The organism is Paenibacillus sp. TCA20, assembly GCF_000732325.1.
Classification (GTDB): Bacteria; Bacillota; Bacilli; order Paenibacillales; family Paenibacillaceae; genus Paenibacillus; species Paenibacillus urinalis.
The window spans coordinates 195262-220496 of record NZ_BBIW01000006.1; the positions used below are offsets into that span (position 1 = coordinate 195262).

General features: G+C 39.4%; 26 protein-coding genes. 2 read left to right on the forward strand and 24 right to left on the reverse strand.

Features of this window, described 5'->3' with window-relative positions; genetic code table 11:
- Window positions 1–65 precede the first annotated feature (65 nt).
- Window positions 66–1418 (forward strand): hemolysin family protein, encoded by a 1353-nt coding sequence (locus TCA2_RS13815; RefSeq protein ID WP_047912183.1) that lies wholly within the window; start codon window positions 66–68, stop codon window positions 1416–1418.
- Window positions 1419–1517: 99 nt separating this feature from the next.
- Here the strand turns inward: TCA2_RS13815 and TCA2_RS13820 are convergent, their stop codons facing one another.
- From TCA2_RS13820 to TCA2_RS13835, 4 genes are all read right to left on the reverse strand, one after another.
- Window positions 1518–2597, reverse strand: coding sequence for an AI-2E family transporter (locus TCA2_RS13820; protein WP_047912184.1), 1080 nt, complete (start codon window positions 2595–2597; stop codon window positions 1518–1520).
- 140 nt (window positions 2598–2737) lie between these two features.
- Window positions 2738–3517, reverse strand: coding sequence for an ABC transporter permease (locus tag TCA2_RS13825; RefSeq protein WP_047912185.1), 780 nt, complete (start codon window positions 3515–3517; stop codon window positions 2738–2740).
- Complete coding sequence (locus tag TCA2_RS13830) at window positions 3514–4419, reverse strand: ABC transporter ATP-binding protein (RefSeq protein ID WP_047912311.1); 906 nt, start codon at window positions 4417–4419, stop codon at window positions 3514–3516. The genes TCA2_RS13825 and TCA2_RS13830 overlap by 4 nt, the downstream gene beginning before the upstream one ends.
- Window positions 4420–4492: 73 nt before the next feature.
- Window positions 4493–4873: a hypothetical protein gene (locus TCA2_RS13835; RefSeq protein ID WP_152557746.1), complete on the reverse strand. Its 381-nt coding sequence runs from the start codon at window positions 4871–4873 to the stop codon at window positions 4493–4495.
- Window positions 4874–5186: 313 nt separating this feature from the next.
- Between TCA2_RS13835 and TCA2_RS27880 the strand changes: the two genes are divergently transcribed.
- A complete protein-coding gene (locus TCA2_RS27880) occupies window positions 5187–5312 on the forward strand; it encodes a hypothetical protein (protein ID WP_274338231.1) in 126 nt (41 codons plus the stop codon).
- A gap of 123 nt (window positions 5313–5435) precedes the next feature.
- Here the strand turns inward: TCA2_RS27880 and TCA2_RS13840 are convergent, their stop codons facing one another.
- The 20 genes from TCA2_RS13840 to galU form a co-directional block, all read right to left on the reverse strand.
- Window positions 5436–5927: a hypothetical protein gene (locus tag TCA2_RS13840; RefSeq protein WP_047912187.1), complete on the reverse strand. Its 492-nt coding sequence runs from the start codon at window positions 5925–5927 to the stop codon at window positions 5436–5438.
- A 59-nt stretch (window positions 5928–5986) separates the two neighbouring features.
- Window positions 5987–6514: a VanZ family protein gene (locus TCA2_RS13845; RefSeq protein ID WP_047912188.1), complete on the reverse strand. Its 528-nt coding sequence runs from the start codon at window positions 6512–6514 to the stop codon at window positions 5987–5989.
- Complete coding sequence (locus tag TCA2_RS13850) at window positions 6511–7461, reverse strand: LCP family protein (RefSeq protein WP_047912189.1); 951 nt, start codon at window positions 7459–7461, stop codon at window positions 6511–6513. Before TCA2_RS13850 ends, TCA2_RS13845 begins: the two co-directional genes overlap by 4 nt.
- Window positions 7462–7523: 62 nt before the next feature.
- Window positions 7524–8858, reverse strand: coding sequence for a UDP-glucose/GDP-mannose dehydrogenase family protein (locus TCA2_RS13855; protein ID WP_047912190.1), 1335 nt, complete (start codon window positions 8856–8858; stop codon window positions 7524–7526).
- Entirely contained in the window at window positions 8855–10012 is a 1158-nt protein-coding gene (locus TCA2_RS13860; RefSeq protein ID WP_052511996.1) for a hypothetical protein, read from the reverse strand. The genes TCA2_RS13855 and TCA2_RS13860 overlap by 4 nt, the downstream gene beginning before the upstream one ends.
- Complete coding sequence (locus tag TCA2_RS13865; protein WP_047912191.1) at window positions 9990–11351, reverse strand: sugar phosphate nucleotidyltransferase; 1362 nt, start codon at window positions 11349–11351, stop codon at window positions 9990–9992. The genes TCA2_RS13860 and TCA2_RS13865 overlap by 23 nt, the downstream gene beginning before the upstream one ends.
- On the reverse strand, window positions 11348–12625 hold the full coding sequence (locus TCA2_RS13870) for a glycosyltransferase family 4 protein (protein WP_047912192.1): 1278 nt from the start codon (window positions 12623–12625) through the stop codon (window positions 11348–11350). Before TCA2_RS13870 ends, TCA2_RS13865 begins: the two co-directional genes overlap by 4 nt.
- The gene (locus TCA2_RS13875) at window positions 12622–13212 is read right to left on the reverse strand and encodes a putative colanic acid biosynthesis acetyltransferase (RefSeq protein WP_047912193.1); all 591 of its coding nucleotides are present in this window, start codon (window positions 13210–13212) and stop codon (window positions 12622–12624) included. The genes TCA2_RS13870 and TCA2_RS13875 overlap by 4 nt, the downstream gene beginning before the upstream one ends.
- A complete protein-coding gene (locus tag TCA2_RS13880) occupies window positions 13181–14107 on the reverse strand; it encodes a glycosyltransferase family 2 protein (protein ID WP_047912194.1) in 927 nt (308 codons plus the stop codon). The genes TCA2_RS13875 and TCA2_RS13880 overlap by 32 nt, the downstream gene beginning before the upstream one ends.
- 14 nt (window positions 14108–14121) lie before the next feature.
- Window positions 14122–15309 (reverse strand): glycosyltransferase, encoded by a 1188-nt coding sequence (locus TCA2_RS13885; protein ID WP_047912195.1) that lies wholly within the window; start codon window positions 15307–15309, stop codon window positions 14122–14124.
- Window positions 15306–16547, reverse strand: coding sequence for a hypothetical protein (locus tag TCA2_RS13890; protein ID WP_152557747.1), 1242 nt, complete (start codon window positions 16545–16547; stop codon window positions 15306–15308). Before TCA2_RS13890 ends, TCA2_RS13885 begins: the two co-directional genes overlap by 4 nt.
- 84 nt (window positions 16548–16631) lie before the next feature.
- Window positions 16632–18137, reverse strand: a complete 1506-nt coding sequence (locus TCA2_RS13895; RefSeq protein WP_047912197.1) for a lipopolysaccharide biosynthesis protein — start codon at window positions 18135–18137, stop codon at window positions 16632–16634.
- Window positions 18138–18158: 21 nt separating this feature from the next.
- On the reverse strand, window positions 18159–18491 hold the full coding sequence (locus TCA2_RS27385) for a glycosyltransferase (RefSeq protein WP_202964136.1): 333 nt from the start codon (window positions 18489–18491) through the stop codon (window positions 18159–18161).
- Window positions 18407–19303, reverse strand: a complete 897-nt coding sequence (locus TCA2_RS13900) for a hypothetical protein (protein WP_202964137.1) — start codon at window positions 19301–19303, stop codon at window positions 18407–18409. The genes TCA2_RS27385 and TCA2_RS13900 overlap by 85 nt, the downstream gene beginning before the upstream one ends.
- Before the next feature lie 3 nt (window positions 19304–19306).
- The gene (locus tag TCA2_RS13905; protein ID WP_047912198.1) at window positions 19307–20347 is read right to left on the reverse strand and encodes a glycosyltransferase; all 1041 of its coding nucleotides are present in this window, start codon (window positions 20345–20347) and stop codon (window positions 19307–19309) included.
- 2 nt (window positions 20348–20349) lie between these two features.
- Window positions 20350–21447 carry a glycosyltransferase gene (locus tag TCA2_RS13910; RefSeq protein WP_047912199.1) on the reverse strand — a complete coding sequence of 366 codons (1098 nt, stop codon included), beginning with the start codon at window positions 21445–21447 and terminating at the stop codon, window positions 20350–20352.
- A gap of 23 nt (window positions 21448–21470) precedes the next feature.
- Entirely contained in the window at window positions 21471–22454 is a 984-nt protein-coding gene (gmd, locus tag TCA2_RS13915) for a GDP-mannose 4,6-dehydratase (RefSeq protein WP_047912200.1), read from the reverse strand.
- Between the two features lie 28 nt (window positions 22455–22482).
- Complete coding sequence (locus TCA2_RS13920; RefSeq protein WP_047912201.1) at window positions 22483–23424, reverse strand: GDP-L-fucose synthase; 942 nt, start codon at window positions 23422–23424, stop codon at window positions 22483–22485.
- 21 nt (window positions 23425–23445) lie between these two features.
- Window positions 23446–24105 carry a sugar transferase gene (locus TCA2_RS13925; RefSeq protein ID WP_047912313.1) on the reverse strand — a complete coding sequence of 220 codons (660 nt, stop codon included), beginning with the start codon at window positions 24103–24105 and terminating at the stop codon, window positions 23446–23448.
- Window positions 24106–24134: 29 nt separating this feature from the next.
- Window positions 24135–25043, reverse strand: coding sequence for a UTP--glucose-1-phosphate uridylyltransferase GalU (gene galU / locus TCA2_RS13930; RefSeq protein ID WP_047912202.1), 909 nt, complete (start codon window positions 25041–25043; stop codon window positions 24135–24137).
- Window positions 25044–25235 lie beyond the last annotated feature (192 nt).

The following is a 25235-nucleotide window of genomic DNA, read 5'->3' on the forward strand; positions in this document are numbered from 1 at the left end:
CATGATTCATCTGTTGAATTCGATTCGCTTTATAGTTTAAATTCATGAAGAGGAAGAGATGTGAAATGGAAGAAGGTAGTAGGTACGCGATATACCTGGTCCTAGTGGCCGTATTGATTGGTTTTTCGGCATTTTTTGTCGCAGTAGAGTTTGCGATTGTACGTGTAAGAACGAGTCGATTGGATCAACTGATCGCAGAAGGGAACAAAAGAGCCGCCGCCGTTAGACAGGTGGTTGCTAATCTGGACGGCTATCTATCCGCCTGTCAGCTGGGGATCACGATTACCTCGCTGGGACTCGGATGGCTGGGGGAACCGACCATCGAGAAGATTCTGCACCCGCTATTTGAAAGAATGCAATTACCGGAGGCCGTAGGATCATTCTTGTCCTTCATAATCGCCTTTATGGTGATTACTTACTTACATGTCGTTGTCGGTGAACTCGCACCAAAGACCGTTGCCATTCGCAAAGCAGAAACGGTTGCGATGCTAACCGCCAAACCGATCATTTGGTTTAACAAAATCATGTACCCATTTATTTTCGTCTTGAACGGCTCTGCCAATGGTCTTGTGAAGCTGTTTGGCGTTAAGCCTGCTTCTGAGCACGAAGACGCTCATTCTGAGGAAGAGCTGCAGATTATTATTAATGAGAGCTTCGAGAGCGGCAAGATTAATCAGAGCGAATTTGGATATGTAAGCCGGATCTTCGCTTTTGATGAAATGCTCGCTAAGGAAATCATGGTTCCCCGAACCGATATGGTATGCTTGTACGTCAACAAATCCGTTGATGAGAATCTCGCCATCATTCGTGAAGAGCAGTACACCCGGTTCCCGGTCGTGAATGAGAATAAGGATGATATTATCGGCATCATTAATACGAAGCAATTTTTCCTGGAGTATTACGGAGGCAACTCCTCCGACATTGACATTGCCGGCCTCATCCATCCGATTCCTGCAGTTCACGAAACAACTCCGGTCAAAGAACTGCTTCACAAGATGCAGCAGGAAGGCAATCATATTGCGATCCTGGTTGATGAATATGGCGGAACCTCGGGTATGGTCACGATCGAAGACGTGCTGGAGCAGATCGTCGGAGAGATTCGGGATGAATTCGACGCCGATGAGGAAGAAGAAATCCAGTTCGTGGATGAGAACTACATTATATTTAACGGGAAGGTATCCTTGTCCAAGGTGAATGATCTACTCCTCTCCTCCCTGGACACAACCGAATGGGATACGATTGGAGGGTGGCTGTACAGTCATCAGCCCGAAATGAATGAACAAGAAGAATACGAATATGAAGGACTTACCTTCGTTCTGCTGGAGGCAGAGAAGAACCGCTTCCTGAAGGTCGCTGTTATTCCTAGAGAACCTCTGAATACCGCAAACGGCGAAGAGGAAGCCGCACTCGCAGAGTAATTCGTTACTATATAATAGATAAGGCCGCATGTCTGTTCGTGACAGACCTGCGGGCCTTATTGGTTTTATTAATATAATACAGACACCGGCGCTGTAAGGCTATGCCTTCTCCCATTTGTCCTTGAAGAAGATATGATACACCTTGGTAATCACAATCTTCAGCGTCATATAGAACGGAATGGCAAGAATAACCCCCATCAAGCCTGCAATATCGCCACCCACAAGCACCACAACAATCGTCGTGATCGGATGGATATCGAGCGATTTGTTGAAGATATAAGGCGCCAGCAGGTTATCCTGAATTTGCTGTGCAGCAAGGATAATAATCAGTGCCCAGATCGCCATCGAAGGAGATTGGATAAAGGCAATGATCACAATTGGCACCGATGACAAGAACGCCCCGATGAAGGGGATAAAGTTCATAATGACCGCGATCACGGTCAGCAGCAAGGCATATGGCAAATCGATAAACAGAAATCCGATATACATCAGTACGCCAAGCGCCACATTGATGATGACACGTCCAACGATGAATCCACTGAGAGAGCTGTCGATCTCATCCATCAGAGCTGTACCCTCGTCACGGAAACGCTTCGGCATGAAGCCTACAATCCTCTCCCCGAATTTCCCGCCTTCCTTCAGCATGAAGTAGAGAATAATCGGAGTAACAAACAACACCATAATGAAGCTGGAGAAGAAGGAGACTACACCAGACATGTAATCGGTCAGCACGGTAAACCCTTGATCAATGACTTCTGTGATCCGGGATAATATGTTGCTTCCCTCCGGCAGGAACTGTGCCAGCATTCCACTCTCTTCCAGCTCCTGAACCTGCTCAGTCAGCATTTTAATCAAATTCGGCGCATTCTCAATGAACGCGAGGAACTGCTCCCGCAGCGACGGCCAGATCCCGATAATAAATCCAGCCATAATCAGACCGAATACCAGGTAGATGAGGAAAATGGCGAGCGTCCGATTGACTCTTCGTTTATGCATCAGCTCAACGAGCGGCCTTAGCAGATAGTAGAAGAATCCTGCCAGCATCGCCGGCACTAAGATTACGCTGAGTAAAGAAATCAGCGGATTAAAAATAAATTTGACCTTGTCACCCAAGAAGATAACAAGCAGGATCAGGATTATACCGATACAGAATCGGAAAAACCTGTTGGTTTGAGCCAAGTTCACTTCCTCCATTCATGTCTATTTCTAATGGTAAATATGTAAGTCACATAACGAGTTATGCAACATCCTCTCACACCGCACTCCTAGACATTATAGCAAATGAAGGGGTCCTAATCGAATGACAAGACTCTTCTATTCTAGGCTGCCACGTCTCTCTTGTGAAAGACATACCAGGCAATACCCATAAATAGAACATAATAAACAGCAAGCACTGTAATGGAGAAGCCCAGACTCATTACACTGTCACTCGAACCGAACATATATTGACCAAGGTCCATATTGGTGAACAGAATATATTTCGCCCAGGAATACCGTTCCGGATCGAAGATTAATCCGAAGATCCCTTGAGTGAACAAGATAAATAGAGACAACCCGATAGCAAGAGCTCCAGATCTGAATACGGTGGATACCATGAAGGCGATCGCCAAGGTGATAAACAAGTCCACATATTCATACAGCCAGCTGATGAGCGCATAGCCTGCAGGCGTGTAATCACCCGGCATCTGTGACACAACCGTCTCTGTAGACATCAGCACCGAGGAAGTAAGGAGCGATAACCCTGTCATCAGCAAGGTCGTCAGCAGACTAAATAGCAGCACCGATACATATTTGGAAGCCAGAATCTTGCTCCGGGTCCACGGACGAATCAGCAGCAGCTTAATCGTACCCCAAGAGAATTCACCTGCCACCGAATCTGCCGCAATGACGACCGCAAAGATCGTATTCAGGAAGCTGATGAACGACACGGTCAGCATGGCGCCTTCCCAATAGTAGGTCGAGGCGCCGCCCCCTGTGCTGGACAGCAGATAAGGAATCAGGATCGACATCACAATAATAATCCCGAGCATCACCCAAGTCCGTACACGGCGATAGATCTTCATATTCTCATTATGTACCAGCATTAGAAAGTTACTCATGGACGCTCACCTCCCGTCATGGCCAGGAACTGATCTTCCAGGGAGCTGGTTCGTGCCCGAATACCATACACCTTAATGTCATGTTGGACCAGTCTTGCATTCAGCTCGGCGGCTTCATCTCTAGTACAAGATATGCTCAGCACCGGGCCCTCAGTACGTCCCTGTCCAGCGAGCTGAAATGCCGCCTCGGGATCACTTACCTCAAACGTATATTCTAGGACTTCAAGAGCTCCACTCTCCGGTCTCAGCTGCCGAACATCAATCAGCTTCCCATCCTGAATCACCGCGACCGTATCACACATCAGCTCCATCTCGGACAGCAAATGACTCGATACGAAGACGGTCGTCCCTTCAGTAAGCGTGAGCTTGCGCAAATAATCCCTCAGCTCGCGAATACCCTGCGGGTCTAATCCATTCGTCGGCTCGTCCAGCACGAGCAGCTTCGGACGATGCAGAATGGCTTGTGCGACGCCAAGGCGCTGACGCATACCGAGCGAGTAAGTCTTGACCTTGTCATGAATCCGGTCACGGAGGCCAACGAGCTCAATCGCTTCCTGGATTCTCTCTTTGGTCACACCCGGTGACATTCGGGCAAAATGAACCAGGTTCTGGTAGCCCGTCAGGAACTTGTACATCTCCGGATTCTCTACAATAGCGCCAACCTCACGGATAGCATCCTCAAACTGCGTCTTCACACTGTGACCGGCAATGAAGATGTCCCCTCTACTAATAGACATCAAACCAACCATCATGCGGATTGTGGTCGTCTTCCCCGCGCCATTGGGCCCTAAAAAACCAAAGACCTGGCCTGGATAAATATCCAGAGTCAGGTCTTGCACGAGATGGCGGGAAGAAATGACCTTACTTACACCTTGCATACGAACGACAGGTTCCTGGTGCATGTCATAGTTCACTCCCTCTTGATCATGCTCGAATCGTGATTCGAGCATGGATTCTCACTCATAAGCTTCGTGCCTAGTGTAACATAATCTGTGAGAACCTGTCCCGTGTATTCGAGGGAATGAAGCAATTCTGTTCCGCTTGCTCTGCTTCGGGAGACGGCGAATGTTCCTCCTCTGCAGCGGGAGCGGCCTCCTGCTGCTCTTCCACAGTCTCTTCACCGTTCTGGCAGCAGATACAGTAGCCCAAGGGCATTTCATTTCTGTAGAATCCGGTCCGGAAGACCTGATTAGGTATGATATGGGGAAGGTCTTTCATCCTGGAAATGGACTGTTCATATGATAGACTACCTGAGACTTTGGCCTCTTCTATTCCTCTCGACTCCATTGGATATTCCGTGTCTACCGACAATATCCTCCCACAGGCGACACAATAAAATCGACTTGTCACGATCACTTCAGCCGTCCTCCATTCATAAAGACACATAGTTTCATTACCTGTGAAACCAACTTCTGGGGCATTCCATAGCCAACCGCATAAATCGATTCTTTTCGATACAAATTGTATCTTGAACATAATAGAGTCCCATATTTTTGTCAAGAATTTTTGAGGGTTATTAGATATTTAACCAGGAAAAGGGCAGGAAAACGCTTAATAAATAGATGTTTTCACTTTTTTTCATGAAAAACATGTCATAAACATTCACAGAGCAGGACACTCAGTGATACAATTTGTATTGTAGTACATTTTTTTCTAGGGGGAACGTGTGTTGAAAAGAACGATTCGTAAACTAAGGAGAAGCGCATCAAGAACGATCTCCGTGGTGCCGGTCGCTGTTATCGCTGGGGCTCCGGTCTTGACCTACTTTATTGTACGCATGGTTCTGCAGAAATAGGACAAATTGTAAGAATATTTGTCTTACGCCTATGTACGAGCACACGACAAAAAGCACCTCATTGCTAAGAGAGGACAGGCTCTTGGCAATAAGGTGCTTTTTCCCATTAAATACGAATCCAGATTAGAACTCTTGTGCCTTATCAAACGACCATAGTACGCGCCATTCTCCGGACTCCTGTGAAGCATATACGGGCTGTACCATCTTAAAGTTACCGAAGGAAGAATGATAGATCTGGGTGACGGTGAATTGATAGACTTCGGCCAACGCTTCTTTTCCTTCAATGAGCTGAACATCAAACAGCCTCTCGGGTTCAGATACTTCATATTTAAAGGTATTGGTGCCAAAATGCTGCATGAACACATGGGCCCTGGTCTGGACGTAGTCCGGCTTCTTATATCGTTCCTGCAGCAGAGAATGAAACAGCTCCCATGAGCTCCCGAAATCTCCCTCTTGCTCATATGTATAGAATTGTTCAATCACTTTACGCGCATCCTCTTCTTCATTCGACTTCATAACCCCTTGAATACTGAAGAAGAGCAGAGCCAACAGACCCACAATTAGTAAGGTAGCCACGATCTTAAGCAGACCATTTGCCCGTCGTTTGCGCAACATCAAATAAGCCTCCTCCTCTCTTGTCCCTTGTAACTCAAGGTATGAGAGAGGAAGAGGCTTTAGACCTTCCTTTTGTGCCGCACATACTGAAACAATACATATAGAAGAATAGCAATACAGCCCCCGGTCAAGTCCAGCAGAACATCATCGAAGGAGGATGTCCTGCCTGCGGAGAATCGCTGCAGAAACTCATCAGCGCTCGCAATCAGTAAGGTAATGACCAACGGTACCCAATAGACTGTAAGGGTAGGTCCCCACCGCTTTTTCAGAATCATATGAGCTGCCAGCGTTAAGATACCATACACGAACATGTGAGCACATTTGCGGAATACGAACTCCGTGAAGCCGTATGGATTATTGCGGAGCGAATTGGTATGACCTCCATAGCTGATTCGGATATCAGGCAACTCGAAATCAATATTCAGCTTCTGAACGGTTTGGATGAGAAGAGGGCGAATGGTCTGCTGCTGATACGTCCTAGTGGACATGAACAGAATGAACAGAATCCAGAATAGCAGGAAGAGGGCTAGAAGGACCCGCTTTCTTTGCTTCTTTTTATGATCCTGTCTTCGCTCAGCTCTGCTCAAGACGGTTCTGCCTCATCCATATGCTCTTTTATCGCTGCAGTCACCCTCTGTTTCTCTTGCTCATCCACAATATAATAGTAGATCCCGTTAATTCGCTGCCCATGTCCCTGAATCTCCATGGTGTCGATCTTCTTCAGGCTACTTGCATATTCCAACACAAATTTCTTCATTTCATCAAATGTAATATCGGTCTTCACATTTCCCCCGACTTCATCCAGGATGTTCTGGATCTGCATAACACTCGATACCTGAAGTGCATTCTTCATCAGCTCTTGAACAATCTCCTGCTGTCTTGTATTCCTTCCAAGGTCGCCACGTGGGTCATCATATCGCATACGGGAGTAGAGTAGAGCTTCTTCGCCTGATAGTGTAATTGGCCCTTCCACAAATTTCTTGTCACCCATATTAAATTCGAATGGATTGTTCACCTCAACACCACCCAATAAGTCAATAACCGATACGAACCCTTCCATATTTAATTTGACATAATAATCAATAGGAACGTCAAGGAATTGTTCTACCGTTTGTATCGACATGTTTACCCCACCGAACGCGTACGCGTGATTAATCTTATCTACTGAACCTCTGCCTACGATTTCGGTTCTCGTATCCCTTGGAATATTAAACATCTGAATGGATTGCTTCTGTGGATTCACCGTCAGAACAATGATTGTATCTGATCTGCCCGCATCATTGGCTCTCTCATCCACACCTAGCAGCAACACGGAGAAGGGATCTACTTCCTTAATCTTCTCTACCTTAGGCTGTACAGCCGGAGCAGACTCCTGCCCCCCACCGATATCGGTAACGGGTATTACCGCTTCACGCGGTTCATAGATTGTATTCGCTGTAGTCTCAAGGGAAGCATACATATACCACACGAAACCTACACCGACAGTGACAATAGCAGCGACTCCGCCGAGACTAATCTTTAACCAACGTTTCATATGAGCCATACCTTTCTTTCATGAAGTGAGAAGTCAATAAAGCAAAAAAAGACAGCTATGCCCTAGGACATAGCTGTAGTATAAGAATCTGAAATATTGTCCGCATTCGGACGTCCGACAGAATAGTAAATAAATGAGGCTTCCTTCACCTTCTCAGGATCATATACATTTCGACCATCAATCAGTATTGGCCGATTCATCGATCTGGCTAACTCGGTCAGATCCACTTCACCGAATTCCTGCCATTCCGTGAGCAAGCATAAGGCATCACTGTCTTTTGCAGCAGATTGAGCATCATCACACCAATAGATAGAGTCACTATCTACTTCACGCCGGAAATTTTCTGTAGCTACAGGATCATATGCGTATACCGAAGCACCTGCACGAACCAGTTCCTGAATGATCTCAATCGCAGGCGCATCACGAATGTCATCCGTATTGGGTTTAAATGCGAGTCCCCAGATCCCAATCCGCTTCCCTGTCAGAGAACCGAGGGCTAGCTGCAGCTTGTGAATAATATTAAACCGCTGATCCTTGTTCACTTCAACTACGGATTTCAAGAGCTTGAATTCATAATCTACATTACCCGCAATTTGAATAAGCGCCTGAGTATCCTTAGGGAAGCAAGAACCTCCATACCCGATCCCTGCTTTCAAGAAGGAGCTTCCGATTCGACGGTCATACCCCATCCCTTCGGCAACTCGGGTAACATCGGCTCCTACCTTCTCACAGATATTTGCAATCTCATTAATGAAGGAGATCTTGGTCGCAAGAAATGCATTCGAGGCATACTTAATCATCTCTGCGGATCGGATATCGGTGGTAATGATATTATCCGTGAGTGGAGCATGAAGAGCACTCAGTGTATCTGCCGTCTCTTCATCCTCACTACCAATGACGATACGATCCGGATTCATCGTATCCCAGATCGCCGTGCCTTCTCTAAGGAATTCTGGCAGAGAAGCAATAGAGAATGGATGCTGACTATACTCAGAGATGATATGCTTAATACGTTCATTCGTACCTACTGGCACTGTACTCTTCGTAGCTACAATCTTGCGTCCGTTCATCGCAAGGGCTACTTCACGAGCTGCCTGTTCGATATATTGCAGGTTCGCTTCTCCATTCGGTAATGATGGAGTTCCCACGGCCAGGATGATCAGATCCGATGCCTGAACCGCCGTTTGCGTATCAAAAGTAAAAGACAGCCTTCCGGCTGCCTTGTTCTTGTCTATGAGTTCTTTAAGCCCAGGTTCATATATCGGAACTTCACCACGTTCCAGCATTTCGACCTTAGCAGGGTTATTATCGACACATATAACATGGTTACCGATATCCGAGAAACATACCCCTGATACCAAACCAACATATCCGGTACCGATGACGGTAATATTCATATTGGTTCTCCCTTCCATTCCCTTATTAATAACCTATCAAATATGAGACAAATGTCATCTAGGTAATGATTTATCTTAATATTTATGTTGTCTGGGTTAAGATTATCCCTCTTATTAATTTCATAGTAGGAAGCATCTAGTTCAATAAATTCCTCCCAATTGGATATTTCCAATGAATTGCTTCCTTGATCTACTAAAGCGGTGATCAAATTAGTATCTTCTCTCATTCCTGACCGTCTAATTAACATTAATGGTTTCTCAAAGAGAATAGCTTCGCTAATGGTACTCCATCCCGGCTTTGTTATTACATAGTCTGCTGCAGCAACGTAATGCTGTGATTCCAGGTAATCCTTTGGAATATGGAATATATTATCCTGTCGGATTGACATCGTAGATGAGACTAAGAAGGCCACATTAGGATTCTTCCATAATCGAAGAAATTCCAAGTCCTTCAAACCTTCTATCCCTAAACCAGCAGTGAAAAACAACACTTTTTCAAATCGTTCGAGATTGAGTTCCTGTTTAATACGACTGAGTTCATGCTTGATCAGTTGCCTTGAATAAAAGCCTACCTTGGCTCTTTCTTGCCTCCCCCACGGGGGCTCATATGCTCCAGGAAGGGAAATGAAATAATCCATTTTACAATATGCCTGGAATAAAGGATCTAACTGTCTGTCCTCAAATAATTCAAGATAAGCTGTGTACCAGGTAAAATTAGATATACCAACTGACGTTATATTCAACGAATCAGCAGCAACAAATGGGATTGGCGAAATATCAGAAATAACTAAATCAGCATTTGTTATTGATAAAAATTCCTTCTCTTGCTTCACAAGAGTAGGAAACCTCCTGATATATTCTTTATATCCATTTTTCATTTCAGAATAATCCAGCTCAACTGAGCCAGGCTTCGTGATATAGCCCAAATCCAGTTGAGTGTTTCGATAGACAATCTGCTGTTCATACATTGCAAGAGATTTTCTGATAAATGGCAAGGAACGTCCACTGCAAATGACAAGCAAGATATTTTCACCTATATTTCTTTCCATGAGCCTGCGGATCAGAGCTATGCTTCTAGCAGCATGACCATATCCATAATCAGAGATATAGTACATAATGACCGATGATTCATTACTTGCTGCAATGTTGTTCAATATCAGCCCACTCTCTATATATCTCAACCGTATCTTCAAATCCATTAATTGGACCTGTCTGAACCGCAATGAATTCAACTTCACTCTTTGCTCTTAATCCATGCATGGTCTTAGCTGGAATATGAAGAACATTCCCTTCCTTAATCACCATTAAATTACCATTGTGGATGAATTCTGCTTCTCCTTTGACAATCGTCCACACTTCCTGACGTTCGGTACTAAGTACATAACTCAGGTTTTTTCCTGTCTTAATACTAATCTTTTTAGTGACAACTCGATTTCCATCTGCATACGTTTGACTATCAAGAATTCTGCACCAGCCCCAATGCTTCTCTTCATACATTGGTCCCTGATCAAAATTGACCACATCTTTAATTCGTGGACTGGAAGGCTTGTCGGTTACTAATATCCCATCAGGACTAACAGCGACTACTGCATTTGATATACCCAGCACCGTAACAGGAATATCCATCTCATTGATAAGATGCGTGTTAGCAGAATCTTCGCTTATAATCCCTTTTCCGATTTGGCAGCTGCCCATCTCCTCAGTCAAGGTGTTCCATGTACCTAAATCCTTCCAGTAACCATCGTAAGGAACAGCAACGATCCGCTTCGCATTCTCCACTACTTCATAGTCGAAGCTGATCTTTGGCAATTTATTGTACTGTTTCGCCAGCTCTTCGTAATGAATGGGTATCTCTTTCTCTACTAGTAATGAAATGAGATAACCGAGCTTAAATGCAAAAACTCCGCAATTCCATAAGGCCTTTTCAGCAATTAGAAACTCTGCTTCCTGTTCTGACGGCTTTTCTTGAAATCTCGAAACAGTAACATATTCCTTCTCCAATTCCTCTGAAGGAATAATATAACCATATTTAGAAGATGGATAAGTCGGCTTCACACCTATTAAAGCAAGATCAGCTTCTGAGTCCAGTAGTGTATTATCTAGCACTTTAACAACATCAAAAAATCGATCCTCTACATAAGGATCGACTGGCAATATTGCTATGGTCTCATCAAGCGACACACCGGAGACAGAATATAAATAAGTTGCAGCTAGGGCGATTGCAGGGAAGGTATCTCTTCGTTCGGGCTCTATAATTATGGGAACACCTTGACCGACCTGGCTCTCCATAATTTCCACCTGGGATTTGCTAGTGGCTATATAGCTGTCTTCTATTAGGCCATTTTTTTCGATCTGTGACCACACACGCTGTACCATAGATACCATGTTGTTATCTTTATCTTGCAGTACCTTTAAAAACTGTTTAGACCTGGCATCATTGGATAACGGCCACAACCTCTTACCAGAACCACCGGATAACAGAACAAGTTTCATAAGTTCATCTCAGCTCCCTCTTGTCTAGAATTGTGGATAGAACTTATATTGTTTAGAAGATAACGATACTTTTCCATGGCTGTCTCTCTTTGTAGATGCTGATCCAGATACACTCTTCCTTGCCGACCCATGTCTTTTAAGTGAGCTCGATCCATAAAGTACATTTTCTTTATAGCTTGCACAAACTCTTCATATTGTTGAGGTTCGACAAGCTCGCCACAACCGCTTGCTTTTACTAGTCGGTAAGCTTCACTTCCTTCCTCAAGCACTCCTAGAACAGGTTTACCTGCTGCCATTACACCGTAGATCTTACTAGGTACGGATACCCCTTTAATCCCCTTTTGATTGACGACCAGATGGAGATCAGCTGCATTAAGTGAATATTTAATTCTTGATTTATCTTGAAACCCGATAAACTCAACCTGCTGTATGCGATGCTGTGTTACGTGTTCCATCATCTTATTCTTTACTGCCCCTTCACCGATAAACAAGAACACTAAATCCTCACAATCCTTAAATTGATCTGTGAATCGAATAAGATTTTCCAAATCATAATACAGTCCCATATTCCCAGAGTACATGACGATGAATTTGTTAGTCAGATTCAGCTCATTTATGAATTTAGCTACTTCAGGATGAGATTTATCCAACGGTGTAATATCCTTCTCATCTGTCCAATTATGAATAACTGAATTCGCAGGGACATTTCGATCGTTAAATCTATGACTGAGTGTATCTTGCATATCATGTCCTACAGTGATGACGTGATCAGAAATCTGACAATTCAACTTATCTAACCACCTTGCAGCTTCAATAAGCAATTTGTTCTTATTGAAGCCTACGGCTTCAATTTGTTCGGGATTAAAATCGTGTACATTGTATATATGCTTTGTTCGTTTGAGTATTTTCCCTATGGAACCTATAAGTCCACCCAATATAGGTGGCTGAGAAATAGTGTATATAAAATCGATTTTTTTCTGCTTTAGCAATATGTATAGTGCGCTGAAAAAATAACTCACTATATAACGTAATCTACTCAATTTATTTCCCTTATCCACTTGAGGCAAGCGAATTCGAATAATGTTAATATCCTCTAGCCGATCATACTGATATTTGGAGGTATCTTGAGAATCCCTCATCATCGGAGGCAGTTCGGCAATTACTGTAATATTAAAATCCTTCTGTAGATACTTGCATAAATCAGTAAGTATCTGCCCCGTCGAAGCATAATCCGGATGAAAATAGTTAATCACAAATACTGCATTTGGCTTCATACTACAACCTCTCCTGTATACATGGTCTGTCCCAAATCCTCAAACCGATGTTTAATAAATTTGGCCGGTGATCCGGCATGGACCTCATTAGCAGGTACAGATTTAGTTACCGTACTTCGAGCTGCGACAACTGCCATTTCACCGATAGAGACTCCAGGATATAGAAAGACGTCGCTAGCAATCCATGCGCCATCTTCAATGCGAATTGGTTTGGTAATTAATCCAAATCGCGGATCGTTCATATCATGACTGCCAGTACATAGATAACTCTTCTGGGATACAACAACGTGCTTTCCGACCGCTATTTGATCCAAGCTGTAGAACTCGACATTGTCTCCAATCCAGGAAAAATCACCGATCTCTACCTTCCAAGGATAAGTGAACTTGGCTGAGGAACGAATTTGTACTCCTTTACCAACCTTAGCTCCAAACAATCGCAGCAAAAAATTTCTCCATTTATACATAGGGTGTAATGAGAATCGAAATAACGTTCCCTGAATGAACCACCATAGCAAAATAACCAAGCCGTTTCTTCCTCTAGAAAAATCAGCTTGGCTATATTGATCTAGTCTTATTTTTTGTTTCATTTACTCTTTCACTCCCACTTTGTTTAAGAGCTAGCTCCACTGAGCTAGTTTTTCTTCGATACTCGTATATTTTTGCATCAACTAAAAACCTGTACCAAAACCCTTGTAAAAAGTGGAATATAACACCTTGCTTTCCATCTAAAAATCCTAATTTTATAAAATATCTATAGCAGAAATACAATGCTGGTCTAGTAAAAAGGGGGATTTTGTAATATATAGTATCTTTGATCCATCTTTTCCGTTCTGCCTGACCTTTAAATAATGTTGGTTTAATATTATGAACTTCTTCTTCCTCAATCCGTTTGATTCCTCTTAAATATTCCTCCATCTCTTTCCCAGAGTACCAGTTATGTTTCTGTGTCCACCATTCTAAATCCTTAGTGTTATTATCTATCAAATCTTTATCAAAAGTAATTGAAGTGCCACTTAAGAGCACAATGTGTTCGTCCATTAACTTTTGCTCACAGATCGCAGTTCCTGTACGGAAAATCCTTAGAAGGCATTGGGGATACACATCACCATGTTTAATCCATTTTCCTAAGAAATATACACGACGTTTTAAAATAATTCCGTTTACAGGTTCTTTAATTTGATGTAGTTTTGTCTTTATCTCTGAATATAAATCCACCGTTAATTCTTCATCTGCGTCCATTCTCATAGACCATTGTGTATTAATATCAACATTATCAAGAGCCCAATTGAATTGAGAAGCGTGATCTGTAAACTCATGTTGATAAAAATCTATCTTCAATTCTCTACAAATTTCTTCCGTTCTGTCCGTACTGTAGCTATCAATGACGACAATACGCTTTGCTAAATCTTGAAGAGACGAAACACACTTGATCAGATTAACCTCTTCATTCTTCGTAAGAATGATTACAGTTAAGTCAGTCATGAACTCCCCTACTTTCATTTAACTGCATGTGATGTTGATAAAATTAGCTCATAATTCTTATATAATTTTAGTCCAACTTTATTCCAGTCATAATTACTTGAGACAAATTCGTATCCATTCCTACTCAACTTCAAAGCATATTCATTATCGTCTATTATTCTAGATATACTACTTCTAACTTCTATAGGATCACAATTAACAACTTCACCAGCTTCATGATCAAGCAATTCCCTATAGATATTGACTTTGTTCGAAATGATAACTGGCAATCCGGATATCATAGCCTCAATAACAGATATTCCGAAATTCTCTGAGTAACTAGGCAATACAAATACATCAGCATCTCTTAAAACCTGATGTTTTTCTAATCCAGTAAGCATTCCTGTGAATGTCACATGAGACTCTATTTTCTTCTCCTCAATCCATTGTCTCACCTTATCTCCATAACCATCATTATCAGGACCAGTTATTACTAAATGAATGTCTTCTCGTTCTAACAAAAGTTCACTATAAGCTTCTATTAGAATATCTAGTCCTTTCTTGAAATTCAGTCTGCTGAAGAATAAAATAATTTTTTTATTTGCGGTTTGAGGATGCTTATTTCTAAATTCACCCTTATTCACAGTAATAAGATAATCTTCTAAATATAGTCCATTTGGTACAATGAATCCTCGGTCATGACCTACGAAAGGACGCGCCAACACTTTCTCTTCTTCCGTAGTATAATGTAAGGCAGAGGCATAATTTAGGTTCCTATTCTCAAATAAAATCTCAACTATTGCCTTTCTACCACGATTACGTTTCTGCAAAAAAGGGTCTAGAGTTCCATGAGGACGAATTATATAAGGGATGTTGTATCTCCTACAATAAGATGCTGCTACAGCTCCATGGAATAAATATAGCGAGTGGATATGCACTATATCAAACTCATGATTTTTAAGTGCTTTTTTCAAGTGTCTTGCCATGGGTAACGAAGTTCCAAAAAACCGTGGATTTTGTATAGGAAAGTAAACAATGTTAACTCCGTCTTTTACCAGTGGTTCATAAAGGGGGACATCAAGTTCCTTATCTCCATCTTGGTTTGTAGTGAATATTGTAACTTCATTTCCTAATTCGACTAGACTCTTTGTCATTCCCAATATAGCCTGGGACGGTCCTCCGTATCTTGTTGCTAAATTCGCTATGAGGTGTAAAATTTTCAAACATATCTCCCCTTATAGGAATGTTTTGGCGATTGTGATTGTCTACTGAATAGAGTAACTATAGTAATAGTTACTATGAGAATAATTAAATTATCCCTTAACATTGTATAAAACGAAGTGTAAGTATTTTCTATATTCATAAAGTTAATAAGACAGTTACAAAATATCAACGTATAAGAGAAGGAATATTTTTGGCTGTAATATAATATCAAGTAAGCACAATATAATATTAGAAGTATAAATAAAACAAAAATGAAAATTCCATTCATTCTAAAATCATAATTAGTAAATGCGAGAATATTTGAAGGAAAGTCAGTTACAGGTATCAATAGGTTCGTTGCAAGAATGGAATCAAGATCAGACACCTTTTTACCTTCCCAAATAACTGATGGTATTGCATTTTTAGTTCCTTCTAATAAAAGCAATCCGTAATCATTATAAAAAGAATGATTTTGATTTTGAGCTACTAAATAGTTTAACTTCCACATAGCAGTTCTTTCACTTAGATTGTCTGTTGTTGTTTCAAAATTCAATAATGCATCTCTAAGCGCCGGCTTCTCTTCATTTGTTGAGTGAAAATCATAAATAAGATATCTATAATTTTGAAATACATTACTTAGAAGTATTGTGGAAAAAGACAGTATTAAGAGACTAAATATAACCCTACTGGTTAGTCGTTTACTTTGAATTATATACAGTATTACCAATACTAAGATTATAGTGAACATTATTCGCCTTCCATATAAAAAGGCAATTGAAAAACTAATCAAGCCAACTACTATCCAGATAAATTTATAATTAGAAGTTGTAGTAAACTTAATATAGCTAATTACACATAACATGAATGATGCAGTTGGAATAATATACCTTATTGAGCTCAAATAATAAGGCAAACTCTCTTCAAGAAATGCTACGTCTCCTCTACCAAGCAAACCATACCTAAAATAGGTGTACAATGTTATTAAACTTATACCACTTAGAAGGAATATACTTTGCTTAAGTGTAATTTCTTTTATTTTTTCGATTAAATTTTCCAATTTAAACAGTTTATAATTTTTAAATATACTTGTTTGAGAAAACAAATATAGAAGAAGAACAGATAACAATATATATGAAAATGTTTTGAATAAAAAGTTGACATTAAAATCAGGAGTTACACCATTTTTAACAACATCTACTGCAGTGTAAACTCCTAAGTAAATATATATACTGATAATATATAATTCAACTATTCCCAAATTCCTCCATCTACTCTTCACAATAAAGAGACACAATATAGTAAATAAAACTAAATATAAAAAAATCATATATCGCACTCCATTCTAAAGTTTGAAGGAATTTTCTCTTGAAAAATTCTTACTAACTATGAGTTTCCTTGTCTCTAAATAAAGATGAACTAATAAGATAAAGAGCATAAGATAGCCGAAAATATCATTATTCAAAGAAATCACAATTATATATGCAAGTATTAATGCAAAATTTATAAATACATCCTTAACATTTAGAAGAGGTTTATAATTTAATACTAATTTAGGAACCAACCACAGAGGAAGAATTAGATCAGCTATGATTAACCCTAATACCGCTCCTTCTAATGAACCTATAAAATAAGAGCCCCCATAACAGAATATAAGGCTTACCATTGACGAGATTAATAGTATAAATGATAACTTTTTATGTTTATTTATTGCCATTAGAATATCTGCAAAAGAAAACCAATAAATTAAAATCAAAGTGTTAACCATAAATAAATCCATTACTTCAGGATCATAAGTAGCTTCATTTATCCATAATCTATAAATATAAAACCCAAACAAATGAAAAATAATTCCAAATAAGGCACCGATTTTTATAGAAAACTTCATAATATTCACCACTAATAGAGACAACTCATTATCTTTATTCAGTATATCTAAACGCGTTATCTCTGGCTTTGCTGAATTAATCATTATGCCTAGTACTTGTCTTACAATATTCACAATTGTCCTTAAGGTAGAGAAAACAACTACTTGTGCGGGTCCGAATAGTGCCCCAACAATCAACACAGGCGCTTGTAGCATAACAATTTGAGAGATTTGGATGAATAAGAAATTTAAACTGGGATAAAAAAACGATGCCATAAATGAAATATCATTTTTGTTAAATAGAAAAGACTTCTTTGAGATCAAGAGTAAATCTAGTTGTATTCTGTCTTTTAAGTCATAAATGGCAAAGAACATGATGATTATAATAGGTATTATTTGACAAGATATTATTGCAAATATATTTCCTTTTAACACTAAAATCGTGACAGTTAAAACAAATTGAGTTAGTAAGCTGAGGTTTGATAACATAATTCCTCGTGAATATAAACCTATTGTTCTATATATTCCGATTATATATCCTGAAAATAAAGAAACAGCAACCTGAAATCCAAAGAGTAACAAAATAACATCTAATTGTAACCCCGAAATTAATTGCATATTAAATATATTTTCAAAAGGAATTACTAACACCATTATTAAAGCTAACATTAAGATTATAATAGGTAAAAGTAAGAAAATTCTTATTCCAGTTTGTGCTACATGATTATATTCTTTCAAGTCTCCTTCGGCATATTTCTGTGTAAGTTTGTTTATTACATAGTTCGTAGCCCCCATATCAGTTAATGCAAGATATGATACAAACGACGATACTAACAACCACTCACCATATAGTTGAGTTCCCCAACTGTATATAAATAAAGGTACAATTGCCAACTTAGATAACATATTTAGAATTTGAGTAACAATATTAGCACCTATTCCTTTGGAAATCCTACCTATGATTCCAGAAAATTCTGATTGCAATTTAACACAACCATTCTTAAATTATTCTATAATATCCATATAATATTTTATAACTTTATCACCATAATTTTTCCAAGTAAATTCTTGTGATACTTTTCTCATAGCCTCATCTGCCATATAACTGGTCAATTCACTATCTTCATATAGAGTAACAATTTTATTCTTTAAGAACTCGACATCTCTTATCGGTCCCACGAAACCTTGCTTACCATCATCAATTAAATCTTCTCCTCCTGTATTGGTCGTACATATTAGAGGTAACCCACAGGCTAATGCTTGGACTTGAACCATGGCCAGACCCTCTTCAATAGAAGGCAAACAAAAAACACTACCCTGAGAGTAATATTTGTACAATTCTTTCTCTGGTAATGTTCCTGTATAAATAATATTTTCTTTTTATATTTATCTAATATTTTTTCCATTTCTTTTTGAACAGAACCAATTAGTATCAGTTCACTGTTTGGAAGATTTAGCTCATGGAACGCTTTTAATAAATATTGAACTCCCTTTCTCAAACTGATTGCCCCGCAAAATATAACCCTAAATATATTATCATTTTTGGGCACTTTATAAAAGTTAGAAAGATTAACTCCATATGGAATTTGAATTATCTTATTCTCTTCAATATTTTTTTCAAGAAATGTTCTCTTCACATAAGTAGATGGTACAGAAATATAATCCGATTCATCATACTCTTTAATTTCTTTTTCTATAATTTCACTAGGAATTCCACTGTATTTTAATCCAAATAGTCCATACTCTTCAGATAAAATTTGGTTCTGGAATTCAATATGACTTGATCCTCTCTCAACAATTGTCTTGATACCATTTTTCTTAGCTCTTCTAATGGAGTGCAAACTATTAGAACTCCAACCCACAAAAATATCTGCATCCGATCTAATTTTCATAGCAGCATGCCTATCAAATATTTCTCTTAGAAAGAACTGACAGTTATTATAAGTATATTTATTTGAATATTTCCTTAAAACTCTGTCTAAAAGCTCATGGCTAATTAGGGACTTAATTTTGTTACTTTGTATTCCATATTTTTTGGTTTCAAACTTTGGATATGTTGTTATTAGTTCATTTAAATAGCCTCTTTGCTGAATTTGATGAGCCAGATAAAATGCATGGAATCGACCTTTTACAGAAATAACAACATTCATAATTCACTCTCCTATAACATAACTAAGCATAGTCTTTAGTCTACTATGATGACTATAATGATCAATACTTCTCTTATATCCATTTAGACTAATTTCTTTTCTTATTTCGTCATTTTCTAAATAATGCATAACTTTTTCGAATAACTCCTCATCACTACTAAAAAATTCTGCTTCAACACCTTCTCTATATAAGTTCATATGTTCTTCAGTACGTTCAGCTAACATAAATGCATTGCATGCGGGGATTTCAACTGATCGAGCAGTTTGAAGATCTCTGTTTATTTTTCTTAAGAAACCTAGGTTTATTTTGGTAGCACCGATACATTTAATGTATTCTTCTCCAAATAACGCTTTATTATTTATTTTCAGATTATCAAATTGTGAATCTATTTTTTCCCATCCTTTACCCCACACAGTTATCCTTACGCCTTTACTGGCAAGATAAAGTATAGAGTCCGCTCTGTCTTTTTCATATGTCCCAATAAACCCCACATCAGTAGAATATTTATCTATATCTTCTTTGGTTAAACTAATTGGTCTATGAAAGTTCTGATCAAACGCATTTCCAATGAAAATGACATTCTTAGCTCCTAATGATGGTAATTCTTTAAAGTCAGCATTATAACTCTTCGTAGTAAAAATATAATCATAATATTTTAAACATTTTCTGTAATAAAAACTGCGATTATGCTTAACAAACATATCGTCTTCTGCAAAGCTAATAATCTTTACATTAGGATTATTATATTTCAAAAACTTCAAAGTGGAAGGTTTAATTGTATTGCCTTTATCAATCCAAACTATTGGATAATTTCTGTACTCTATATTTTTAATAACTTTATTAACACCAGTAATATCTCTAGGAATTGAAAGTTTCCATAAAATTCTGTCAATTATATTAGACTTATAATAATAAGTCCTTGATGCAGGGACAGAACTTAAGGGTGTAACCCTTAATCCTAAATCACAGAGTGCTTTATATCTTTGATACGCCCTGACTTCAGTATTAAGATGTCCTATATATAATATATCTAATTTACTCATCCCTACTGCACACCTCTAGTTTCGATAATTATATTATGAACTCTTTTTTCATAATTTTTATATGAGAAATAATCCAATTCTTCTGGTACAATACCCTTCTCCTTTTTAATAACGTCTTTTATCCCATTCACTACATCAATAGTATTTCTGGGATCAACTAAATAACCTAATTTTCCATTCATTAATGCTTCACTGCTTCCATCTATTTTGCTCGCAAGTACAGGTATTCCACATGCCATTGCTTCTAAAAGGACTATACCAAATCCTTCTCCTCTACTAGGAAGTACAAAGGCATCTGCTAGTCTGTAATGGTCAACTTTCTCTACCTCCGATACCATTCCAGTAAATACAACATGTGCAGATAAATTCAACTCATCAACCTTTTTAGTAAGCCTAGCTTTATCTATTCCATCACCAACAATTAAGTACACCAAGTTTGGATTTTCCTCAATTAAAAAGGGCATTGCCTCAATAACTTCATCAAATCCTTTGTACCTTTCTTTACCAGCTAATCTACCAAGAGTCATGATTACTTTTTTACCCTCTAAGTTGTATTTCTTTAATAGATTCGGATTAGGGTTGCCTGGTTTGAATATGCCCGGTTCGAAAGAATTAGGCAGAATATAATAGTTGTTTTCTTGTATTAGATTCGACCATTCTTTAAATCTATTTAATGTAAGTTGACTTACAGAGATAATGTGATCTATAGAATTTAATGATTTTAAGACCAACTTGTTCTCAATTGGTTCCCAGGCATCTATTCCATGTATAACCATTAGAACAGGAACATTGGTGATATATTTTACAACTTTTGCTAATGGAGCAATGTTTATATGACCACAAACTATCAAATCAATTTTTTTCCTTTTAAGCACTTCTTTAATTACAGATAACAAATATATAATCTTGCTATCATTTTTAGGAGGGAGATACGTTAAATTATCAGGTATCTCCCCCCTACTAAAGGGCATCACTCTTGGTAGTGCAATAACCTCCGTAGTTTCAGAGAAACTACATAGAGCATTTAACAAATCTCTGTTAAACTTAGATATACCACCGTGTCCACCAAATGCGTCCGAAAGTAAGGCTAATACCCTCATGTTTTTCTCCTCTTACAGTAAGTTTAGTACACCTTAGTTAATTCATATTTTTTAGTAATCCTCTTAATATCTTCATCCACCATTAATTCGATCAACTGTCTAAAGTTCACTTCTAATTTCCAATCAAGTTTTTCTTTTGCTTTACTACAATCTCCAAGCAAAAGATCTACTTCTGCTGGTCTTACAAATTCAGGATCTACTACAACATAATCTTTATAATTCAAACCAACATAAGAAAAGGCCACTTCAAGAAGTTCTCTTACTGTATGCATTTCACCGGATGCAATTACATAATCATCTGGTTCTTGTTGTTGTAACATAAGCCACATAGCGTTTACATAATCTCCGGCAAACCCCCAGTCACGAAGGGCATCTAGGTTACCCATCCTAAGTTCATTTTGCAAACCAAGTTTAATTCTAGCGACACCATCAGAAACTTTTCTTGTAACGAATTCAAGTCCTCTTCGAGGTGATTCATGGTTAAACAATATTCCAGAACATGCGAACATATTAAAGCTTTCACGATAGTTCACTGTTATCCAATGACCATACACTTTCGCAACACCGTATGGACTTCTCGGATAAAAAGGTGTCGTCTCCTTCTGTGGTGTTTCTACGACTTTTCCAAACATTTCACTGCTCGAAGCTTGATAAAATTTTGCATCTGGTTTCACTATACGTACTGCTTCTAGCATATTTGTTACAGACAAAGCTGTAATTTGACCAGTCAGCAAAGGCTGAGGCCAGGATGCAGCTACAAAAGATTGAGCTGCTAAATTGTATACTTCATCGGGGTTTGATATTTTAACTGCTTCAATTAAAGAAGCGAGATCCGTTAAATCACCTGATATCCAATGTATCTTCTCCTGAATATGCTCCACATTTTCATAATTAGCAGTACTTGACCTTCGTCTAAGTCCATAAACTGTGTATCCCTTATTTAATAGTAGTTCAGCCAGATAAGAACCATCTTGACCTGTCACACCAGTTATTAGTGCATTTTTCATCTTAATTCCTCCATAATTAAAATCTATACTATAATTTTAAAAACATTTGGTTGGAATAAGTTTGATAAATTTTTGTAATACCTTCTCTAAGAGAAATCTGTGCTTTCCAGCCCAAGTTATTTATTTTAGTTACATCCACTAATTTACGAGGTGTTCCATCTGGTGCAGATGTGTTATATGTAATTTCACCTTCATAGCCCACAATCTTCTGAATCATCTCGGCTAACTCTTTGATGGATATATCTTCTCCAACCCCGATATTAATGATTTCATCGTCTTCATAATGCTTCATCAGAAAGATACAAGCATTAGCTAAATCATCAGAATGCAGAAATTCACGTTTAGGAGTGCCTGTTCCCCATACTTCTACAGCAGGACTCCCATTTAATTTCGCTTCATGGAATTTTCTTATTAACGCTGGCAGTACATGAGATGTCTTAAGATCAAAGTTGTCGTTGGGACCATACATATTGGTAGGCATCGCAGATATAAATCGGGTACCAAATTGTCTATTGTAAGATTGGCACATCGTAATACCAGCAATCTTCGCTATGGCATAAGCATTATTCGTTTCTTCCAGAGGTCCGGTAAGTAGATATTCTTCCTTCAAAGGCTGACTCGCAAATTTAGGATAGATACAAGTAGAGCCAAGGAACAGAAGCTTCTTCACATCATTCCTATATGCTGCGTCTATAACATTAGTCTGGATCAGTAGATTATCTCTAATAAAGTCCCCTGGATATTCATTATTTGCAACGATTCCTCCGACTTTAGCTGCAGCAAGGAATACAAATTCAGGCTGTTCTTCCTTAAAGAATTCGTCAACAGCATCCTTATTTCTTAGATCTAACTCACTGCTCGTTCTAACAATCAGATTTGTATACCCGCTCAGTTGCAATGCACGATAAATGGCTGATCCAACCAATCCACGATGTCCTGCAATGTAAATTTTTGAATCTTGTTGTAGCATTGCGCTCCACACTCCTGTACATTAAAATGCATCCTTCGCTCCAAACAACAATTTCACCGTTTTCAAAATAATTCCAATGTCATACCAATACTTACGGTTTCTGATATACTGCAAATCCATCTCGACCATTTCCTTAAATCCAACACTATTACGGCCGCTAACCTGCCATAGACCTGTACAACCCGGTGTTACATGCAGTCGTTGCTTGTCGTATAAGGAATATTCCTCGACTTCTCTTGGCAGCGGTGGTCTTGGACCGACCAGGCTCATGTCACCACGGACGACATTCCATAGCTGCGGAAGCTCATCCAGACTTGTTTTGCGAATGAAACGGCCGATCTTGGTCACACGCGGATCATTCTTCATCTTGAACATGGCCCCACTCACTTCATTCTGAGATAAGAGCTGCTCCAGCAGCTCCTCCGCATTGTGAACCATGGATCGGAATTTATACATATAGAAGACTCTCTCATTCTTGCCTACACGTTGCTGCTTGAAGAATACCGGACCTTTCGGATCCTCCAGCTTAATCAATACGGCGAGCAGCAGAAACAGCGGAGATAGTACAATTAATCCTAGCAGCGAGGCGACCATATCCGTTAATCTCTTCATTATAAGGTAGGTTTGATTTGCTTCTGTTCGTTCGAGCGTTGCTTCATAGACTCCAGACTCTAGTGCAATCTCTGCATCATTCGTCCGCGGATTCGAGCTCACTCGAATTCACCTCCACCGATTGCCAGTCTCGCAACCGATTCCTTCTCAAGTATGTCCCCTAATGCGTTTAGAATCGGAATACGGAGCTCTTCATTTTTTAAGGCAAAATCAATTGTCGTCAGGATAAAGCCTAGCTTCTCACCCACATCATAACGAGTCCCTTCGAAATCATATGCATATACGCCATCTGCTTCATTCAGCCGCTGGATTGCATCTGTCAGCTGAATCTCTCCATGAGTGCCTGCCTCTTGATCACCCAATAGTTCAAATATTTCAGGTGTCAGAATATATCTTCCCATGATCGCGAGATTAGAAGGGGCTTCGCCAAGCTTCGGCTTCTCTACAAACCGGTTAACTGCACACAAACGTCCTTCTGAGCTGAGTGGGTCTACAATCCCATAACGATCTGTATGCTCTTCAGCTACAGTCTGCACACCTACAATAGATCTGCCTACCATTTCATACTGTTCAATCAGCTGCCGGGTACATGGCACTTCGGCTTCAACAATATCATCACCTAGGAGTACAGCGAATGGTTCATCACCAATGAAATTACGCGCACACCAGACGGCGTGACCCAGCCCTTTTGGCTCCTTCTGTCTTATGTAATGGATATCCACATTGGATGACTTCCGAACTTCTTCAAGCAGATCGAACTTGCCCTTAGACTGTAAGGTATGCTCTAGTTCGAAGGCATTATCGAAATGATCTTCAATTGCTCTCTTCCCTTTGCCTGTGACAATAATAATATCTTCAATTCCGGATGCAATCGCCTCTTCGATGATGTATTGGATGGTCGGTTTATCTACAATCGGCAGCATTTCCTTCGGCATCGCCTTTGTCGCAGGTAAGAATCTAGTACCTAGACCTGCAGCGGGTATGATGGCCTTTCTCACTTTTTTCATACATCATCACCTTATCCTTCTCTATTTATATTGAATGACTTAAAAGCACGAGTTGTACCGTTTACGTAAAAATATGAATGTAAGCGATACAATTCTTACTTTCAATTTCATAACAGGGCATTAAACCCCACCTCACATCACACCCTCGACGATGAACGTCTAAGGTACACTGACCCACAGTGTGACCGAGTG

Excerpts from the sequence above, each read along its gene's own strand:
- TCA2_RS13870 (WP_047912192.1), bottom strand. The coding sequence starts at position 12,625 with ATGAAGCCAAATGCAGTATTTGTGATTAACTATTTTCATCCGGATTAT.
- TCA2_RS13875 (WP_047912193.1), bottom strand. The coding sequence starts at position 13,212 with ATGAAACAAAAAATAAGACTAGATCAATATAGCCAAGCTGATTTTTCT.
- TCA2_RS13850 (WP_047912189.1), bottom strand. The coding sequence starts at position 7,461 with ATGAAACGTTGGTTAAAGATTAGTCTCGGCGGAGTCGCTGCTATTGTC.
- TCA2_RS13880 (WP_047912194.1), bottom strand. The coding sequence starts at position 14,107 with ATGACTGACTTAACTGTAATCATTCTTACGAAGAATGAAGAGGTTAAT.
- TCA2_RS13830 (WP_047912311.1), bottom strand. The coding sequence starts at position 4,419 with ATGCACCAGGAACCTGTCGTTCGTATGCAAGGTGTAAGTAAGGTCATT.
- gmd (WP_047912200.1), bottom strand. The coding sequence starts at position 22,454 with ATGAAAAATGCACTAATAACTGGTGTGACAGGTCAAGATGGTTCTTAT.
- TCA2_RS13865 (WP_047912191.1), bottom strand. The coding sequence starts at position 11,351 with ATGAAACTTGTTCTGTTATCCGGTGGTTCTGGTAAGAGGTTGTGGCCG.
- TCA2_RS13825 (WP_047912185.1), bottom strand. The coding sequence starts at position 3,517 with ATGAGTAACTTTCTAATGCTGGTACATAATGAGAATATGAAGATCTAT.
- TCA2_RS13920 (WP_047912201.1), bottom strand. The coding sequence starts at position 23,424 with ATGCTACAACAAGATTCAAAAATTTACATTGCAGGACATCGTGGATTG.
- TCA2_RS13855 (WP_047912190.1), bottom strand. The coding sequence starts at position 8,858 with ATGAATATTACCGTCATCGGTACCGGATATGTTGGTTTGGTATCAGGG.
- TCA2_RS13905 (WP_047912198.1), bottom strand. The coding sequence starts at position 20,347 with ATGAGTAAATTAGATATATTATATATAGGACATCTTAATACTGAAGTC.
- TCA2_RS13900 (WP_202964137.1), bottom strand. The coding sequence starts at position 19,303 with ATGAATGTTGTTATTTCTGTAAAAGGTCGATTCCATGCATTTTATCTG.
- TCA2_RS13840 (WP_047912187.1), bottom strand. The coding sequence starts at position 5,927 with ATGTTGCGCAAACGACGGGCAAATGGTCTGCTTAAGATCGTGGCTACC.
- TCA2_RS13910 (WP_047912199.1), bottom strand. The coding sequence starts at position 21,447 with ATGAGGGTATTAGCCTTACTTTCGGACGCATTTGGTGGACACGGTGGT.
- galU (WP_047912202.1), bottom strand. The coding sequence starts at position 25,043 with ATGAAAAAAGTGAGAAAGGCCATCATACCCGCTGCAGGTCTAGGTACT.
- TCA2_RS13815 (WP_047912183.1), top strand. The coding sequence starts at position 66 with ATGGAAGAAGGTAGTAGGTACGCGATATACCTGGTCCTAGTGGCCGTA.